This window comes from Pseudomonas sp. P5_109, assembly GCF_034009455.1.
Classification (GTDB): Bacteria; Pseudomonadota; Gammaproteobacteria; order Pseudomonadales; family Pseudomonadaceae; genus Aquipseudomonas.
The window spans coordinates 4,255,456-4,271,482 of the sequence record NZ_CP125380.1 but is presented as its reverse complement, the minus strand read 5'-3'; the positions used below and the strand labels follow the sequence as shown (position 1 = coordinate 4,271,482).

The following is a 16,027-nucleotide window of genomic DNA, read 5'->3' as shown; positions in this document are numbered from 1 at the left end:
TCAGGCTCCGGCCGGGCCGTTGGCGGAACGCAATTCCAGCGGCGCTTCTGACGGGCGACTCAGTTGGACGCGCTCAGTGCGAAAGTGCGGGAGGATGTGTTCGCCCAGGCGATAGGCTTCTTCCAGGTGCGGGTAGCCGGCGAGGAAGAACAGGTCGATGCCGATGGCGTTGTACTCGCGAATTCGCGCCACGACATTTTCGTAGCTGCCCACCAGCGCGCAACCGGGCGGAATGCCGATGTAGCCGAAGCCGGTCCAGACGTTGGGGTGGATGAAGAAGTCGTCGAAGCCCTGGGTATCGGCCTTTTGCGCGAATTGGTTTTCGTAGCTGAGCTTGCGCGCGGTGCGCAGACCGGCATGCGCCGCCACAGCCTTGACCGCGCCCCTGGCGATGCCTTCGTCGAAGAAACGCTTGGCTTCGGTGCGGGCCAGTTCCTCGGTCTCCCGGGTGATGACGTCGATCGACAAGCCAAAACGAATGTCGGTGCGCCCGTACTTCAGCGCTCGTTCACGAATATCGGCAATCAGCGCGGCAATTTCATCCGGATGCTCGGCGCGCATCAGGTAGAAGTCGGCGTGTTTGGCCGCGAACTCCCGAGCCGGGATCGATGAACCGGCGGTGCAGATCAGCGGCAGCTCGGCCTTCTTCAATGGCCCGCGCAAACCACCGCCTTCGGCCTTGTAGAACTTGCCCTCGTAGTGGAAGTTCTCGTTGTGCCAATAGCCCTTGACCACGTCCATGAACTCGATGGCCCGTTCATAGCGCTCATCGTGGTCGCTGAAGTCACCGACCTGGCGCTGAATCGCATCCGAGCCGCCGTTGATGATGTTCCAGACCAGGCGATTGCCAGTGGCGCGCTGATAGGTCGCGGCTTGCTGCACCGCCACCCACGGCGTGTAGTGATAGGGCTGGAACGCCGTGACGAATTTCAGCGTGCGGGTTTCCCGGGCCAGCAGCGAGCAGACGGTCCAGGGTTCTTCGCCCGAGGGCGCATTGACCATCAGGGCGCCGCCGAAGCCGTTGATCTCCGCGGCCTTGGCGATCTGCCCGAGATAATCGATATAGGTGAAATGATCACCGACGCTGAACGCCGAGACCGCGCCGGTACTCGGGCCGCCGCGATGCCAGTCGCCACGGTTGCGCGGGTCGCCGGGGAGGAACTGGGTTTCGCCGTGAAGAGGCAGACGGGTGAAAAATTCAATGCTCATGTCGAGGGCTCCGTCTCACTGCACAGTGGGGCTGCAGATCGGGCTGATGGGCTGATCGTTGATGACCTTGTGGGCGAAGGGCACCGAGTCCTTGAGCGAGGCGTTGACCGTTTCGCTGTGGCCCAGCCCTTTGTAGAGATGGCCTTCGACCACCGAACCGGTTTTGCAGGCGTCCTGCATCAGCGCGACTTGAGTCGAGGCCGCCGGGGTTTTGTCTTCGGCACCGGTGCCGATGAAAATCGGCTGGGCCAGTTTCAGCGTCGGGTAGGACACCTGTTTCTGCCACAGGGCAAGCTGGTCGCCCTTGTAGTCTTTTTTCGCATTGGCCGGGGTCAGGCCGACACCGATCACGTCGCTGACCAGCGCCGCGAGGCAACTGGTGCGGGCCTGCTCGAACAGTGGCAGGGCCTTGTCGGTGTAGAAATCCCTGGGGTTGATGCTTGGGTCGTACTGCTGGGCAGCCAGCAAGGTGTAGAAGCCGTAGGCGAGGGAGGCATCGACTTTGTCCGGGTCCTGTTCACCGACGTTTTTCGCCCCCACGGTGTAAATCACGCCGGTGCCGATGCTGCCTTTGACGCCGAGGCCGGGCGCATAAGTCGGGGCATAGGCCGCCGAGGCGAATGCACCTGCACCGCCCTGGGATTGACCGACGATCAACACCTTGTTGGCCAGCCCCGGAACACCGGCGACCACGGCCTTGGCCGCATCGAGAATGCCGTAGGCGGCCATGCGATTGTTCAGCAACGGGTGGCCACCGGGAACGCCGAGGCCCTGATAATCGGTGGCGACAATGGCATAACCTTCGTCCAGCCAGCGGCTGAGGTACTGCACGTCGCGATAGGACCGGCCTTGCCAGGACGGCGCACAAACGTCCGCGACACCGACCGTGCCGTGCCCCCAGCTGGCGACCGGCCAACCACCGGCGGGCGCCTTGCCCTTGGGCAGGAACAACGTGCCGGAGACCACGATCGGGGTCTTGTTATCAATGCCGTCGGTGGAGCTATAGAGAATCCGCTGGGCGCTTGCCGCGTTGGGCAGGCTCAATGTCTTTTCCAATGGCTCGCTGCGCAGAAGCTTGCCCGGTGTGGCAGGAATCACCTCTTGCCAGGTGTAGAACGCCGAGACTCGGCCATCACCTTGCAGCGGATCGGGTTTCGGCGCGTGTGCACCCGCGGCCATGGCACTCATGGACAGCGCCAGGACACTCAGGCCGAAGACGAATTTATGCGGCAGTTTCATCAGAAATTCCCTATTCATGGATTGTTGCTGACCTGGCCACGCAGGGCCGGCCAGTAGTCGGTGAGCTTCAGATCGATCAGCGCCTGGTTGGTGAAACCGGTGGCCAGCGATGGGGTGATGTCGTAGTTGTCGCGAATCAGGTGATTGGCCAGGGCGTAGGCGGTCAGGGCCTGGTAATGCGCCTTGAGTTGCTGGTCGCTTTTTGGTGCCCAGCGTTCTTTCCAGGCCACGGGATCGTTCAAGTCATCACGACGCAGCACACTTTCAGCGGTGCCGGCGCGGGAGGAAAGTTGGTAATAGGCGTCTTGATTCTGTTCCTGGGAAATCCACCACGCCGCTTTGACCCAGGCCGTCGCCAGTAGCTGAGTAATGTCCGGATGTTGTGTGACGAAACTGTCGGTGCCCCAGAGATCGGACACCAGGCGCCAGTCATTGGCACCTTGCTTGGTTGACCAGATAATCTTGCCCACGCCTTTGTCTTCCAGGGCATAAGCCTCGCTGAGCAGCACCGCCGCATCCACTTTGCCGGCGGATACCGCCGCCGCGCCGACTTGCGGATTGAGGTTGGCGATCTTGAAGTCGTCGAGCTTCAGGTCCTTGCTGGCGAGGAAATTGCTGAAGGCGAACTCCCATGGACGACCGCGATGCAGGGCCAGGCGCTTGCCCTTGAGGTCTTCAATGTTCTTGGCCTCGGAGCCGGCCGGCACCACCAGATAGATATTGTTGCCGCTGCCACCCGGGACGATCAGCTTGCCCGGCACGCCGCCCGCGCCGGCGATCACCGAGGGCAGGTCGCCGCGCACGGCGAAGTCGATGCTGTTGTTGCTGAAGCCTTCGTTGATCTGCGGACCGGCGCCGGCGTGGGGCAGGGCGATCCACTCCAGCTTCACGCCGCGCTGGCTCAGTTGCTGTTCAAGCCAGCCATCCTCGATCACCCGGCCGGCGATACCGCCAAACACCGGCTTGCCGCCTTGGGTGTAAGCGACAATGGCGATCTTCACCGACGTCGGTAGCTGTTCGGCCAGTGCAGTGGCACTGAGTAGAAAACCGGTCAATGCGACCAGGCTGTTGCGCCAGAAACGTTTCATTGAAATCTCCCTGAGTCGACTGTAGGAGCCGGCTTGCCGGCGATGAGGCCTTCGAGCCTTGCGGCGCAATTGCGGACGCCATCGCTGGCAAGCCAGCTCCTACAGGTGCGTGTTGTGGATAGGTTGCAGCGGTGTCTGTGTGTTTGTGTTGGGAGGGGAGAGAGCAGATTGCATGCCATAGCATGAGAAAATGGCTGCAGGTCTTGTACTACGGGGCCTCTAGCGGGAAGGCCGGTCTCGCTGATGGGTGGCGGGTGCTGATCTGCAAGCAGGGTGATGCTTGCCAATTGCTGCTCTGGCAGCAGGGCAGGAACAACTGACTGGCATATTCATATTGGGAATATACAAATACTAATTAATAATTATTTAGTCTAACAATCTTCATGCACTATTGAGCACGCGCTTTTACTGCCAGGAATGCACCATGTCGCTGATCACTCATCCAAACGCTCGCGAACTGACCAAATCGGTGCGGGCCACCGTCCTGGTGTTCAAGGACCCGCGCTCCCAGGAACTGCTCAATCGCATCGAGCGCCTGGCCCCGAGTGAAGCCAATACGCTGATCATTGGTGAAACCGGAACCGGCAAGGAACTGGTCGCAAGGCATATCCACCACCTGAGCCGCAGGGGGCGTGAACCCTTTGTTGCCGTCAACTGCGGTGCGTTTGCCGAAACCCTGGTGGAAAGTGAACTGTTCGGCCATGAAAAAGGCGCGTTCACAGGCGCTACCACGACCAAGGCCGGGTGGTTCGAAGCCGCGAATGGCGGGACGCTGTTCCTCGATGAGATCGGTGATCTGCCGTTGAACATGCAGGTCAAGTTACTGCGGGTCTTGCAGGAACGTGAAGTGGTGCGCCTGGGGTCGCGCACCCCGATTCCAATCAACGTACGCCTGGTGGCCGCGACCAACGTCAACCTGGCGGATGCGGTGGTTGCCGGGCACTTTCGCGAGGATCTTTTTTACCGTTTGCACGTCGCCACGATTCGCCTTCCGCCCTTGCGCGAACGACCGGGAGACATCCTGCCGCTGGCTGAGTTTTTCCTCGAAGAACATTGCCAGCGACTGGGCTACAACCGCGCCACTTTGAGCATCGAGGCGGAACGTAAACTGCTGGAGCACAGTTGGCCGGGCAACATCCGTGAGCTGGAAAACTCGATTCACCATGCCTTGCTGGTCTGCCGCAATCAGCGGGTCGCTCCGGCGGATCTGCACCTGGTGGACATGCGCTCCTCGGGCATCCGCCATGAGCAGGAGCAGGCGGTGCAAACGGGCCATGCCGTTGCCGGACCGGTAGATCTGGAAGCGGCGCTCAACGCCTTGTTCGAGCAGAACATTCCAGACCTGTATGAACACATCGAGGAGACCATCTTTCGCGCAGCTTACCGATTCTGCCATGGCAACCAGTTGCAGACCGGACGGTTGCTGAACATCAGCCGCAATATCGTTCGGGCGCGGCTGGAAAAGATTGGTGAGCTGAACAAGCCATTGTCGGTCGGGGAGTCGTGAGCATGTTTAACGGCTGTAGGCGTAACGTCCTGCAAGCTACAACACCTTGCGGCATTGCCTACAGCTACGCCAGAATCCGCCGGCTTGTGCGCGTTGGACGCCATCGGTAACTTGGTCCGCGTCACTGATTCCCAGTGATCGGGTTTAGCAGCCCGGGGTGTTATGAAGCGTATTTGCAGTCCAGACAGTCAGGTATTCCCCATCCCTGCACTTGATGGCAGCTGTGCGCAGGGCGCCTTCGGGCGCGCCGGTTTCGTAACTCCCCGGTCTGCTAACCTGCGTACAGCCGCCACCCCTTCGTTTAGCAGCGATTCGGTGACGGCTCCAAGTTTCTGGAGTTCGAATCATGTTGAAAGTTACCCCCGATCCACCGGACAACGACGCTTGCCCCAACCCGGCCTTGCACATCATGGCCACCCCGCACAAACCCTCCACCCTGTTCACCATCAACCCCGACATCGATATCGAAACCCTGCTGGCCCACGCCTGTGAGTCGCTGGCCTCGGCGAGTGTCATGGCCAGTGACCTGGCGGGTTTTCTGCAAGGTACGCACCGCAACACCCTGCTGGGCATCGCGCAAGTGATCATGCTGGGGGAGTTGGCGGTGAATCGGGCGCTGGACAGGCTTGACCCGGCGGGATAGCCACTTTTGAAGCAGAAACTAATCCTGTGGCGAGGGGGCTTGTCGGAACGCCGCACCGCCCCGTTCGGCTGCGCAGCAGTCGTAAATCCAGTCAATGCGGTACATCTGAAGAACCGGGATTGCTGATTTTGGGGCTGCTTCGCAACCCAACGGGGGCGAGCCCCCTCGCCACAGGTGTGGCGGTGTCTTCAGTTATGAATGCAAATACTCCCGAGCCAACAAGCAAGCCCGCTCGATCAGCATCGGCGCCATCTCGATCGCCGTCGGCGTGCCCTGGCGGGTGTGAATCCAGCCAAGATACGTGGTGCCACGCAGCATCAGGAACAACGCCAGGGTCTTGCGATCCGCCTCGGTCAGCGGCTTGATCGCGTTGTAGCCGTCGAGCAATGCCGCCTTGATCTGCTCGTAACGCGGGTCATCCAGGCAAAAGTACAGCGCCGTGGCCAACTCGAACATGTGCCAGCCAAACCCGGCATCGTCGAAGTCGATCAGGCGCAGGCGCGGGCCTTCGATCAGCAGGTTTTCCGGCACCAGGTCGGCGTGGATCATGCCGAAGTTGCCCAGGTGGCGACCGTATTGGCGCAAGTCCTTGCGTGCCGTACGCCGTGCCTGTTGCAGAAGATCACGCTGCTCAGCGCTGAGCTGTTCCAGTTCCCAGAAACGCCCCCAGAACGGGTTGGCACCGATCAAGCCTTCCTCGTCCCAGGCATGCCGGACAAACTCGTCCGGCTGTTGCCACTGCGCCGAATGCAGGTGAATTCGCGCGGCAATTGCCCCGGCTTCCTTGAACAGGAAATCGATTTCGGTATCGGCTTGCACCCCGTTTTCCGAGGTGCCCGCAGTTGTACCGGGCAGCCAGGCGAGCATGTCGATGTGGCGTGGCTCGCCGATGTCTTGATGGGTGACTTCGATCAGATGGCTTTGGTTCTGCGCGCGGATGATTTGCGGCACGGTAATGCCGGCGCCGGCCAGCGCCTCCATCCATTGCAGCTCGGAACGCAGCGCGGCTTCGCAGTGATAGCCATTGCGATGGATGCGCAGGGCCACCCGCTGACCGTCGTGGCGGCGGGCGGAGAACACCGCGTTCTCGCGGAATTTCACCAGTTCGATGTCAGCGAACTCGCCTTCCCACTGTTGCAGGGCATGGCGCGCCAGTTCGTGCAGGCGGGCGACTTGCTGGTCATGGCTCAAGGTAGAGAATGCAGGGCTGTGGAATTCAGTCATGGCAAAAGCCTCAAATCGCGCTGAGCGCGTTATCCAGCGTGTCAACGAACAGGTCGGCGTGATCGCGGCCGAACACCAGCGGGGGGCGTAGCTTGAGAATGTTGTCGCCGGCGCCGATCTTGCTGATCAGCACGCCGTTCTCGCGCATGTCGTTGACCACCTTGCGCGCCTCCAGTCCGGCGGGCTCCTTGCTGGCGTGGTCACGCACCAGTTCCATGGCGAAGAACAATCCCTTGCCGCGCACGTCGCCGATGATCGAGTGCTTGCCGGCCAGCACTTGCAGGCGTTGCTGCACATAGGCACCGACGCTTTGTGCGTTGTTCAGCAATTGCTGTTCCTCGATCACATCCAGCACTGCCATGCCGACCGCTGCCGCGACCGGCGAGCCGCCGAAGGTGTTGAAGTACATGGCGTGGCGCCCGAAGGACTCGACCAAGGCCTTGTGGGTGATCAGCCCGGCCAGTGGATAGCCGTTACCCATCGGCTTGCCGAGGGTGACGATGTCTGGCACCACGCCGTGGGCCTGATGCCCCCACAGGTGATCGCCGGTACGGCCGAAACCGGACTGCACTTCGTCGGCGATGAACAGGCCGCCGGCATCGCGGATCAGCTTTGCCGCCTTGTTGACGAATCTGGCCGGCACCCGCGGCAGGCCTTCGTTGGCGAACAGGGTGTCGATCAGCAGCGCGGCCGGGCGAATGCCCTGGGCCTGCATCGAGGCAATCGCCGCCGCGATATTGGCCGCGTACTGCTCGGCCAGTTGCGCCTCCGTGGTACCGGCCGGTGCGTGGTACAGGCACGGAATCGGCACCGCCCGGGCATGGGCGGCGAAGGGTTCCGGCGAGGGCAGGGCGGTGGTGACTTCGGCCAGCGATGCCGAGTTGCCGTGGTAGTTGTAGTCGCTGACGATGATGCCGGTGCCGCCACTGGCAAAGCGTGCCAGACGCAGTGCCAGCTCATTGGCCTCGCTGCCGGTGCAGGTGAACATGGCGGTGTCCAGCGACTCGCCAAACGTCGCGGTCAGGCGCTCGGCGTAGCGCACCACTTGCTCATCCAGGTAGCGCGTGTGGATGTTCAGCGTGGTCGCCTGGCGGTGCATGGCCTCGGTCACGTGGGGGTTGCAGTGGCCGACGCAGGGCACGTTGTTGTAGACGTCGAGGTAGCGACGACCGTCGACATCGAACAGCCAGACGCCTTCGCCGCGCACCAGGTGCAAGGGTTTGTCATAGAACAGCGGCGAGGCGCTGCCGAGCACGCGATGACGGCGTTGCAGGAGAGTGTCTTCAGGCATGGTCTGGAACCTCGATGGCGGTGGTGCGACGGTTGCGCAGCAGGTAATTGAAAATGCACAGGGTGAAGGTCACGGCGAGGGCGATCAGCATCAGCATGTCGAGCTGGAAGCAGGCGGCGATCACCACCAGCGTCAGGGTCAGGCCGAGCCACGCAACCTGTTTGCCGCCGATCAGGGTGAACGGGCGTGGCAGGTCCGGTTGACTGGTCTTGATGCGCAGGTACGCGCCGAAAATGAACAGGTAGCAAACGTTGAGCAGCAACACGACCGCGAGCATCACCGTGGCCGGGTCCACTTCCGACAGCGGCAGGCCGATGGCACCGATCAGCAACAGCGCCGGCCAGGGCGTGCCGCGTTTGCCGGTCTTGCCCAGCCATTGCGGGAACAGGCCGTCGCGGGCCATGGCGAACAGTTGCCGGGAAGCGGCGTAGACCAGGGAAAAGAAGGTCGCGATCAAGCCGAACACCGCGCCGCAGCCAATCACCTTGGCCAGCCACGAACCGTCACCGAAGGCGCTGTTGCTGGACATCGCCGCGTACAACGGATCACCCGCGGACCCGACCAGTTCGACGCCACCGGCACCCGGTGCGCACACCAGCACCACCAGCGCGGTCACCAGCAAGGTGCCGATGGCTGCGAGAATGCCGCGGGGCATGGTGCGGCCGGGGTTGTGCGCCTCCTCGGCGGCCGAGCCGGTTTGCTCGACGGTGATGAACAGCCAGATGGCGAACGGCACGCAGGCGAAGATACCGCCGAGGCTCACCGGCGTTGCCACGTTGGCCGGCAATGCCAGCAGATTGGTCAGTTCGACATGGGGTGCCATGGCGACGCCGAACGTGAGCAAGGCGACCACGGCGATGATGCCTGCGATGAAGGTCAGGCCCATGGCCTCACCGACGCCGCGCATGTGGATGCCGATGATCACCGCGAACAGGGCGATCTTCACCGGCCAGCCGCCGAGGCCGAAAATCGACTCGGTGTAGGCGCAGATGAACGTCGCTGCCGCGCCGGTGCCAATGGTCAGCGCCAGTGCGCAGGCCACGCCGACCAGATAACCCACGAACGGCCCGAAAGCGCTTTGCGCATAGACGAATACACCGCCGGCGCTGGGCAGCGCCGTCGACAGCTCCGCCACGCACAACGCCAGGCCACCGCAGAGCAGGGCCATCAGCAACGTGGCGATCAGCATGTTCAACCAGCCACCGGCCGCCAGCCCGAAGTTCCAACCGGAAAACTGCCCGGCCACCACCAACGCAATTCCGAGGCCGGCAATCTTGGGCCAGCCCAGCGCACTTTTCTTGAGCACAGAAATCTCCCGCGACCCGAAGGCCGATTTATTGTTTTAGTGAGAAATGGAGGGGTTGAGCGTTGCATTGCAGGACACCCTGGAGCGGGTTGTGCCCTGAAGGTCGGTTTCGATACTACGCCGGGGGCGCGGCGGGGTATGTGTGCGCGCATGCCATGTCATTGGTTGTGGGTGCCAAATGTGGGATCCGGGTTGCTCACGATGGGGGGGGTGACAGGTGATGGTGATGGTGGATGTGCCGGCCTCTTCGCGAGCAAGCCCGCTCCCACAGGGGGGCTGCGGTGTATACGGATTTTGTGCACGGCAGAGATCAAAAATGTGGGAGCGGGCTTGCTCGCGAAGGCGGTGTGTCAGGCAACCCAAATCTCAGATCCGAAAACTCCCCACCAACTGATTCAATCGCCCGGCCTGTTGCTCCAGCTCGGTACAGGCGCGCAATGTCGATTGCAGATTCTCCACCCCTTGCTGGTTCAGGGTGTTGATCCGGGTGATGTCGACGTTCAGGGCTTCGACCACGGCGGTCTGTTCCTCGGTGGCGGCGGCGACGGACTGGTTGACGTTGTCGATCTCGCCGATGCGTTGGGTCACGCTGCCCAGGCGGGTGCCGGCGAGGTTGGCGATGGTGACGCTTTCTTCGCTGTGGCGCTGGCTTTCGGTCATGGTGGTGACCGATTCCCGCGCGCCCACTTGCAGTTCCTCGATCATCTGCTGGATCTCCAGCGCCGAGGCCTGGGTGCGTCCGGCCAGGCTGCGCACTTCGTCGGCCACCACTGCAAACCCACGGCCCGCTTCACCGGCCCGCGCCGCTTCAATCGCGGCGTTGAGCGCGAGCAAATTGGTCTGCTGGGAAATGCCCTTGATCACTTCGAGGATCTGCCCGATGTTCACGGTCTTGTCGTTGAGCACTTCGATGTTGGCGCACGAGGCACTGATCTTGCCGGACAGCTCGTTCATCACCTCGATCGTGCGCTGCACCACCTGACGCCCATCCTCGGCTTGCTGGCGGGCAGACGAAGCCTGTTGCGAGGCATCCGAGGCGTTATGGGCGATCTCCTGGGCGGCAGCGCCAAGCTGGTTGATCGCCGCCGCCACGCTGTTGGTGCGGGTCGATTGATCGTCGAAATTGCTCATCGAGGAGTTCGAAGCATCCAGTACGCGCCGTGCGCCTTCATTGACGCCCAGGGCGGCAGACGACACCTCGCGGATCGAATGGTGGATGCGCTCGACAAAGCGGTTGAACGCCGTCGCCAGCTGCCCGATTTCATCCCGCGATTGCACTTGCAGGCGCCGGGTCAGGTCGCCTTCGCCCAGGGAAATATCCTCCATGACCCGGGTCAGCACCTGCAGCGGCCGGGTGATGCGCAGCGCCGTGTACCAGATCAGCAGCAGGCCGAGCAGGGCCGAGCCGCCGCCGAGCAGCAGTTCCAGCGCGGTGCTTTGCACGCCTTGGGCATCGAGCTCTTTCTGCAAGGTGGTGACCGGCGCCAGCAACACCTTCTGCGGCACACCGACCAGCACGCCCCAAGGCGCGGCACCGGCAATCGGTGAAAGCGGTTCAAGCACCTTGATTTGTCGGGCGTCGACAAACACTTTGGGCTGGCCCTGACGCAGGCTGTCCATCACCTCGGCGTTGTCCATCGGTTGACCGAGGCGACCGACGTCCTGGCTGTTGGCGGAGATCACCCCGCGCGGGCTGACGATGCTGATCTGGCCGTTGCCATCGAACAGCTCACGGGCGCTGGCCTCGCTGCTTTGTTGCAGGGCGGCGAGGTTGATGTCCAGCCCGACCACCGCGATGACCTTGCCGTTCTCCATCAACGGGAACGCCACGCTGGTCACCAGCTTGCGGCTGCCGGAGGCCTCATCGAAATACGGTTCCAGCACGCAGGCCTGGCCGGTGTCACGGGCACAGGTGTAGAAGGCGTTGTACGGTGCGCCGCTGGGACCTGGCTCGGTGTTGGCGAGCAGGCCTTCGTCGCCGATGACCGCTTGCAGTTCGCCCGGTTTGCTCTGCACCCAATAGAGCGAAAATCGACCGGTTTCATTGCTGCCCAAGGCAGCCTGGCCGGCGAAGTCGGCGTCGGCACCGTCGAGTCCACCGGGTTCGAAAATGACATAAAGCCCGAGCAGGTCGGGCTTGTCGATCAAGGCTTGATGAAGCTGGGTGCTGAGTTCCTTGCGCAGTTGCGGGCGGGTCAGGCTGCCCCGTTGTTGCAGCTGTCGCAGGTACAACAGGTACCGCGATAACCCCTGGCCGTATTCGTGGGTCTGCATGAAGGTGCGTTGCACTTGCATGGCCTGCACTTTGCCCAGGGCCTGCATGTGTTCCCTGGCCGCATTGGCGAGCATGTCGCCGCTGGCCTCGGCCACTTGCTGGCTGCTCTTGTGGGTCTGATAGAGCGACAGCCCCATCAACAAGCCGACGACCAGCAGCAGGCAGAGGCCGGCGAGGAGGGCGATCTTGCTCTGGATCGTCAGGAATGTTCTGCGCATTGGAAATACCTTTTTCCACGCGGGCAATGGCGTGGCCACTGCCCGCGGCCGAGATTAGAAACCGGTGGCGAACACCACCTGGGCGTAGACGTTCCTGTCGTTGTTACCCAGTTGGGTACCACCGTTTTCGGCGCTCTTGTCCGGCTGGTAGATGCCCACCAGTGGCATCACGGTCAGGTGGTCGTTGACGTGCCATTCGGCGTACAGGTCGACTTCGTGGCCATCGGTGTTGCCCAGGTTGCGGTCGATGGTGTCGTAGTTGAAGTACATCGCGCCGACGTTGAGGTTTCCCAGCGGCGAGACTTTCAGCGTGACGTTCTGGATGCGCGAGTTGCTGTTGAACGGCCCGGCGTAGTTGCCCGCGACCTCGCCCTGGAACCAGGTGCCATAGCCACGGCTGAAACCGTAGAACAGGGTGTCGTAGTTTTCCGAAAAACGGCTGTAGCGGTAGCTGGCGCTCGGCGTCCAGAGCGCGTCGGAGAAGGTCCAGCCGGCTTCCAGGTACCAGGCGTCTTCGCTGGAGGTGTTGGGTTTGTCCTGCTTGGCGTACTCACCGGACAGGAATAGGTCTTTCACCCCGGCGTTGCCCGCCGCACGCAGGCTGTAGGTCTTCATGCCGTCGCGTTCGAGCTGGATCGGCGAGGCGTACTGTTCGTCGATATCGGTGGTCTTGATGACCGTCAGGCCGACTGTGCCGGCCTCGGCCACGTGCTCCAGGGTGCCGACGTACATTTCGGTCTTGGCCTGGGCGCGGTTGTCGGATTTTAGCCACATCAGGTCGCTGCGCCAGCCTTCCTTGCCGCCCAGACGCAATACGGCGGTTTCGTCGAAGGCTTTGCGCGCCGCCAGGTAGTAGGCGCCGCCACGGTTGAACTCGCCGTCGGCCAGGCCTTTGCCCATGTTCAGCGCGTCGCCGTCGATCAGGAAACCATCACCGACCACGATGTTCTGACGGCCGAAGGACAGGTCGACGCCGTCCTTGCCCAGTGCACTGAACAGGTCGGCCGAGCGCCAGCCGAGGTAGGCATCTTCGAACTTGGTGGTGCGTTCGGAGCCATCGCTGAAACCGGCGGCATCGCCGTCACCCCAAGTGCCGGAGCTGAGCATGTTGCCCGCGCCGTACGCGGTGCCCACACCGCCCAGGCCTTGATCGAAGCTCAAGCCGTATTTGATGTAGCCCTCGCGCCACGACGAGCTGCCTTCACTGAGGCGGCCGGACAGGGCGTAGTTTTCCTGGCTATGGAAAATGCCGAACACGGCTTCGAGGGTAGCGTTCAGGTGGCTGTCGTCATCGGCGTAGAGTTCATAGGCACCGGCATTGCCGGCACTGATCATCAGCGCGAGCGTCGTGAGACGAAGCAAGGGGGACTTGAGCATGGTGTGGCATCCGTTCTTGTTCTTGAGCGCAGGTTTGCGGTCTGCCCGGATACTAAGGCGCGGCTTTCGATTGCCCTTTTCCCTGTTTGCCAATTAGTTGGTTGTGCATGCCAGATTGGCCGGTTTGGCAGCCCGGCCAACACAACTGGCACGCAGGGCAAAACCTGCGTGCCGGCGACCACCGACAATCCCTACCAACCTGCCGAAGCACCGTTGCCTCGGCATTTTTAGTGTTGGTGTTCGTCTGCTGACGAACGCGTGGATTTTCAAGGTCGTTTTCCTATGTTCACTTCGCTGCGTTTGCCCCTCATCGGCTTGCTGTCGTTCACCCTGGTTCAGGCGGTGTCTGCCGCCGAGTGCGCCACGGATACCCGTCGTGGTGCCGAAGTGTTTGCCACCGAGTGCAGTGTCTGCCATGCGGTGACCAAGGGCACGACCGGCATGATGGGGCCGAACCTGTTCGGCGTGTACGGGCGCAAGTCCGGCTCGCTGGCGGGTTTCAGCTACTCCCAGGCCATGCGCGACAAAGACGTCGACTGGCAGGCCGAGAACATCACGCAATTGATCACCCAGCCCCAGGCCTTCGTGCCGGGCACCTACATGCCGTACATGGGCCTGGCGTCCGCCGACGACCGCCAGGCGGTCGCGTGCTTGCTCAAAGAACAACACTGATCAGACGGATTACCGCCTGACAACCAACCACCCCTGTAGGAGCTGGCTTGCCAGCGAGACGGCCTTGAGTCCTGCACTGCCCGTCAAGACGCTATCGCCAGCAAGCCGGCTCCTGCATCTGAATGAAAGGTGATTTATGAGCAACGTTGAAATCCTGCCCCAGGTTGCTGCATTCCTCGAGCGTCGTCACGGCTGCTTCATTGACGGCCAGTGGGTGTTTGCCGAGGGCGACAGCATCGCCGTGGTCAACCCGGCCACCGGGCAAACCCTGTGCGAAACCCTGGATGCGCCGCTGGAGATCGTAGAGCGCGCCGTGCAGTCGTCGCACAAGGCGTTCAAGTCCGGCGTGTGGTCGAACCTGCGCCCGGCCGACCGTGAACGCATCCTGCTGAACTTTACTCGCCTGGTCGAAGAACACGCCGAAGAGCTGGCCCAGCTGGAAACCCTGAGCCAGGGCAAATCGATCAACATGGCCCGCGCGCTGGACTTGAACGCCACCGTGGAATTCATGCGCTACATGTCCGGCTGGGCGACCAAGATCGAAGGCCAGACCTTCGACGTGTCGATCCCGCTGCCACCGGGCGCGAAGTTCACCGCGTTCACCAAGCGTGAGCCGGTCGGTGTGGTGGTCGGCATCGTGCCGTGGAACTTCCCGCTGCTGATCGCGACCTGGAAGCTGATGCCGGCCCTGGCCACCGGTTGCACGGTGATCATCAAGCCAGCGATGGAAACCCCGCTGACCGCCATGCGCCTGGCTGAGCTGGCGCTGCAAGCGGGCATCCCGGCCGGCGTGTTCAACGTGGTTACCGGTGGTGGTGCCTCGGTCGGCGGTGTGCTGACTTCGCACCCTCTGGTGAGCAAGGTGTCGTTCACCGGTTCCACCGCCGTGGGCAAGAGTGTCGGTGTGGCGTGCATGGAAAACATGACGCGCTTCTCCCTGGAACTGGGCGGCAAGAACCCGATGATCGTGCTCGCCGATGCCGACATCGAAAAAGCCGTGCAAGGCGCGATCCTCGGTGGCTTGCTGAACAACGGCCAGGTCTGCGCCGCTGCGTCGCGCTTCTACGTACACCGCTCGATCCACGACCAATTCGTCGAAGCCCTGGCCGCCGCCGTCTCGGCGATGCCGATCGGCGCCGGCATGAACTGTGACGCGGCGATCAACCCGCTGGTGTCGCGCAAGCAACAACAAAGCGTGCTCAAGCACATCGAATTGGCCCGCCAGCAAGGTGCGCGCGTAGTGACGGGTGGTGAGCTGCTCGAAGGCGACGGTTTCTTCGTGCAGCCGACCATTCTGGCGGACATCGACCACAGCATGGCCGTGGCCCGTGAAGAAGTGTTCGGCCCGGTGCTGGGCGTGATGCCGTTCGACGACGAAGACGCCGTGATCGAACTGGCCAACGACAACCGCTACGGCCTGGCCGCGAGCCTGTGGACCAATGACCTGGGCAAGGCGATGAACCTGGTGCCGCGCATCGAAGCCGGTACGGTGTGGGTCAACGCCCACGTGCTGCTCGACCCGGCGATGCCGTTCGGGGGCGTCAAGCAATCGGGCATGGGGCGTGAGTTTGGGCGTGCGGTGATCGAGGCTTACACCGAGCTTAAATCGGTGTGTATCGCGCATTGATAAACCTGTGGGAGCGACGTCAGGTTAATGCGGTCTTGTAGGAGCCGGCTTGCTGGCGATGGGCTCAATTGCGCCGCGTTTATCCCGCTCACATGCGTCATCGTTAACGACCATCGCTGGCAAGCCAGCTCCTACAAGGGACCGCGTCCGAGATGTGAACGCCAAACTGTAGGAGCCGGCTTGCTGGCGATGGACTCAAGTGCGCCGCGTTTATCCGGTTCATGCGCGTTATCGTTAACGACCATCGCTGGCAAGCCAGCTCCTACAAGGGACCGCGTCCGAGATGTGAACGCCAAACTGTAGGAGCCGGCTTGCTGGTGATGGACTCGAGTGCGCCGCGTTTATCCGGTT

General features: G+C 62.3%; 12 protein-coding genes and 1 pseudogene. 4 read left to right on the top strand and 9 right to left on the bottom strand.

Translation table 11 applies throughout. From position 1 onward, the window contains the following. The 3 genes from QMK54_RS19080 to QMK54_RS19070 are packed head-to-tail and all read right to left on the bottom strand — an operon-like array spanning position 1 to position 3,536. Positions 1–1,209, bottom strand: a complete 1,209-nt coding sequence (locus QMK54_RS19080) for an LLM class flavin-dependent oxidoreductase (RefSeq protein ID WP_320401129.1) — start codon at positions 1,207–1,209, stop codon at positions 1–3. 15 nt (positions 1,210–1,224) lie between these two features. Then, positions 1,225–2,448: a lipase family protein gene (locus tag QMK54_RS19075; protein ID WP_110661801.1), complete on the bottom strand. Its 1,224-nt coding sequence runs from the start codon at positions 2,446–2,448 to the stop codon at positions 1,225–1,227. Between the two features lie 14 nt (positions 2,449–2,462). After that, entirely contained in the window at positions 2,463–3,536 is a 1,074-nt protein-coding gene (locus QMK54_RS19070; RefSeq protein WP_320401128.1) for an ABC transporter substrate-binding protein, read from the bottom strand. A gap of 424 nt (positions 3,537–3,960) precedes the next feature. Between QMK54_RS19070 and QMK54_RS19065 the strand changes: the two genes are divergently transcribed. Both QMK54_RS19065 and QMK54_RS19060 read left to right on the top strand, forming a co-directional pair. Beyond that, complete coding sequence (locus QMK54_RS19065; RefSeq protein WP_320401127.1) at positions 3,961–5,043, top strand: sigma-54 dependent transcriptional regulator; 1,083 nt, start codon at positions 3,961–3,963, stop codon at positions 5,041–5,043. Positions 5,044–5,389: 346 nt separating this feature from the next. Beyond that, positions 5,390–5,686 (top strand): DUF6124 family protein, encoded by a 297-nt coding sequence (locus QMK54_RS19060; RefSeq protein ID WP_110661798.1) that lies wholly within the window; start codon positions 5,390–5,392, stop codon positions 5,684–5,686. 192 nt (positions 5,687–5,878) lie between these two features. On the opposite strand, the gene QMK54_RS19055 is transcribed toward QMK54_RS19060, so the two are convergent. From QMK54_RS19055 to QMK54_RS19035, 6 genes and pseudogenes are all read right to left on the bottom strand, one after another. Then, the gene (locus QMK54_RS19055; protein WP_223594252.1) at positions 5,879–6,910 is read right to left on the bottom strand and encodes a phosphotransferase enzyme family protein; all 1,032 of its coding nucleotides are present in this window, start codon (positions 6,908–6,910) and stop codon (positions 5,879–5,881) included. Positions 6,911–6,920: 10 nt separating this feature from the next. Further along, complete coding sequence (locus QMK54_RS19050) at positions 6,921–8,201, bottom strand: aspartate aminotransferase family protein (RefSeq protein ID WP_320401126.1); 1,281 nt, start codon at positions 8,199–8,201, stop codon at positions 6,921–6,923. Continuing rightward, positions 8,194–9,507 carry an amino acid permease gene (locus QMK54_RS19045; protein ID WP_320401125.1) on the bottom strand — a complete coding sequence of 438 codons (1,314 nt, stop codon included), beginning with the start codon at positions 9,505–9,507 and terminating at the stop codon, positions 8,194–8,196. Before QMK54_RS19045 ends, QMK54_RS19050 begins: the two co-directional genes overlap by 8 nt. A 366-nt stretch (positions 9,508–9,873) precedes the next feature. Then, positions 9,874–11,127 (bottom strand): methyl-accepting chemotaxis protein, encoded by a 1,254-nt coding sequence (locus QMK54_RS31255; protein WP_411740863.1) that lies wholly within the window; start codon positions 11,125–11,127, stop codon positions 9,874–9,876. A 144-nt stretch (positions 11,128–11,271) separates the two neighbouring features. Continuing rightward, positions 11,272–11,781: pseudogene (locus QMK54_RS31250) on the bottom strand (cache domain-containing protein); the annotation flags it as partial. Between the two features lie 273 nt (positions 11,782–12,054). Further along, positions 12,055–13,377, bottom strand: coding sequence for a hypothetical protein (locus QMK54_RS19035; protein ID WP_320401124.1), 1,323 nt, complete (start codon positions 13,375–13,377; stop codon positions 12,055–12,057). A 282-nt stretch (positions 13,378–13,659) separates the two neighbouring features. Here QMK54_RS19035 and QMK54_RS19030 point away from each other — a divergent pair, with 282 nt between their 5' ends. Together QMK54_RS19030 and QMK54_RS19025 are read left to right on the top strand one after the other, a co-directional pair. Beyond that, the gene (locus QMK54_RS19030; protein WP_320401123.1) at positions 13,660–14,049 is read left to right on the top strand and encodes a c-type cytochrome; all 390 of its coding nucleotides are present in this window, start codon (positions 13,660–13,662) and stop codon (positions 14,047–14,049) included. Between the two features lie 136 nt (positions 14,050–14,185). Further along, entirely contained in the window at positions 14,186–15,676 is a 1,491-nt protein-coding gene (locus tag QMK54_RS19025; RefSeq protein ID WP_223594240.1) for an aldehyde dehydrogenase family protein, read from the top strand. Positions 15,677–16,027 lie beyond the last annotated feature (351 nt).

What these genes read in the sequence shown, in the direction of transcription:
- QMK54_RS19070 (WP_320401128.1), bottom strand. Translation starts at nt 3,536, where the DNA reads ATGAAACGTTTCTGGCGCAACAGCCTGGTCGCATTGACCGGTTTTCTA.
- QMK54_RS19075 (WP_110661801.1), bottom strand. Translation starts at nt 2,448, where the DNA reads ATGAAACTGCCGCATAAATTCGTCTTCGGCCTGAGTGTCCTGGCGCTG.
- QMK54_RS19065 (WP_320401127.1), top strand. Translation starts at nt 3,961, where the DNA reads ATGTCGCTGATCACTCATCCAAACGCTCGCGAACTGACCAAATCGGTG.
- QMK54_RS31255 (WP_411740863.1), bottom strand. Translation starts at nt 11,127, where the DNA reads ATGGACAGCCTGCGTCAGGGCCAGCCCAAAGTGTTTGTCGACGCCCGA.
- QMK54_RS19060 (WP_110661798.1), top strand. Translation starts at nt 5,390, where the DNA reads ATGTTGAAAGTTACCCCCGATCCACCGGACAACGACGCTTGCCCCAAC.
- QMK54_RS19050 (WP_320401126.1), bottom strand. Translation starts at nt 8,201, where the DNA reads ATGCCTGAAGACACTCTCCTGCAACGCCGTCATCGCGTGCTCGGCAGC.
- QMK54_RS19030 (WP_320401123.1), top strand. Translation starts at nt 13,660, where the DNA reads ATGTTCACTTCGCTGCGTTTGCCCCTCATCGGCTTGCTGTCGTTCACC.
- QMK54_RS19055 (WP_223594252.1), bottom strand. Translation starts at nt 6,910, where the DNA reads ATGACTGAATTCCACAGCCCTGCATTCTCTACCTTGAGCCATGACCAG.
- QMK54_RS19080 (WP_320401129.1), bottom strand. Translation starts at nt 1,209, where the DNA reads ATGAGCATTGAATTTTTCACCCGTCTGCCTCTTCACGGCGAAACCCAG.
- QMK54_RS19025 (WP_223594240.1), top strand. Translation starts at nt 14,186, where the DNA reads ATGAGCAACGTTGAAATCCTGCCCCAGGTTGCTGCATTCCTCGAGCGT.
- QMK54_RS19035 (WP_320401124.1), bottom strand. Translation starts at nt 13,377, where the DNA reads ATGCTCAAGTCCCCCTTGCTTCGTCTCACGACGCTCGCGCTGATGATC.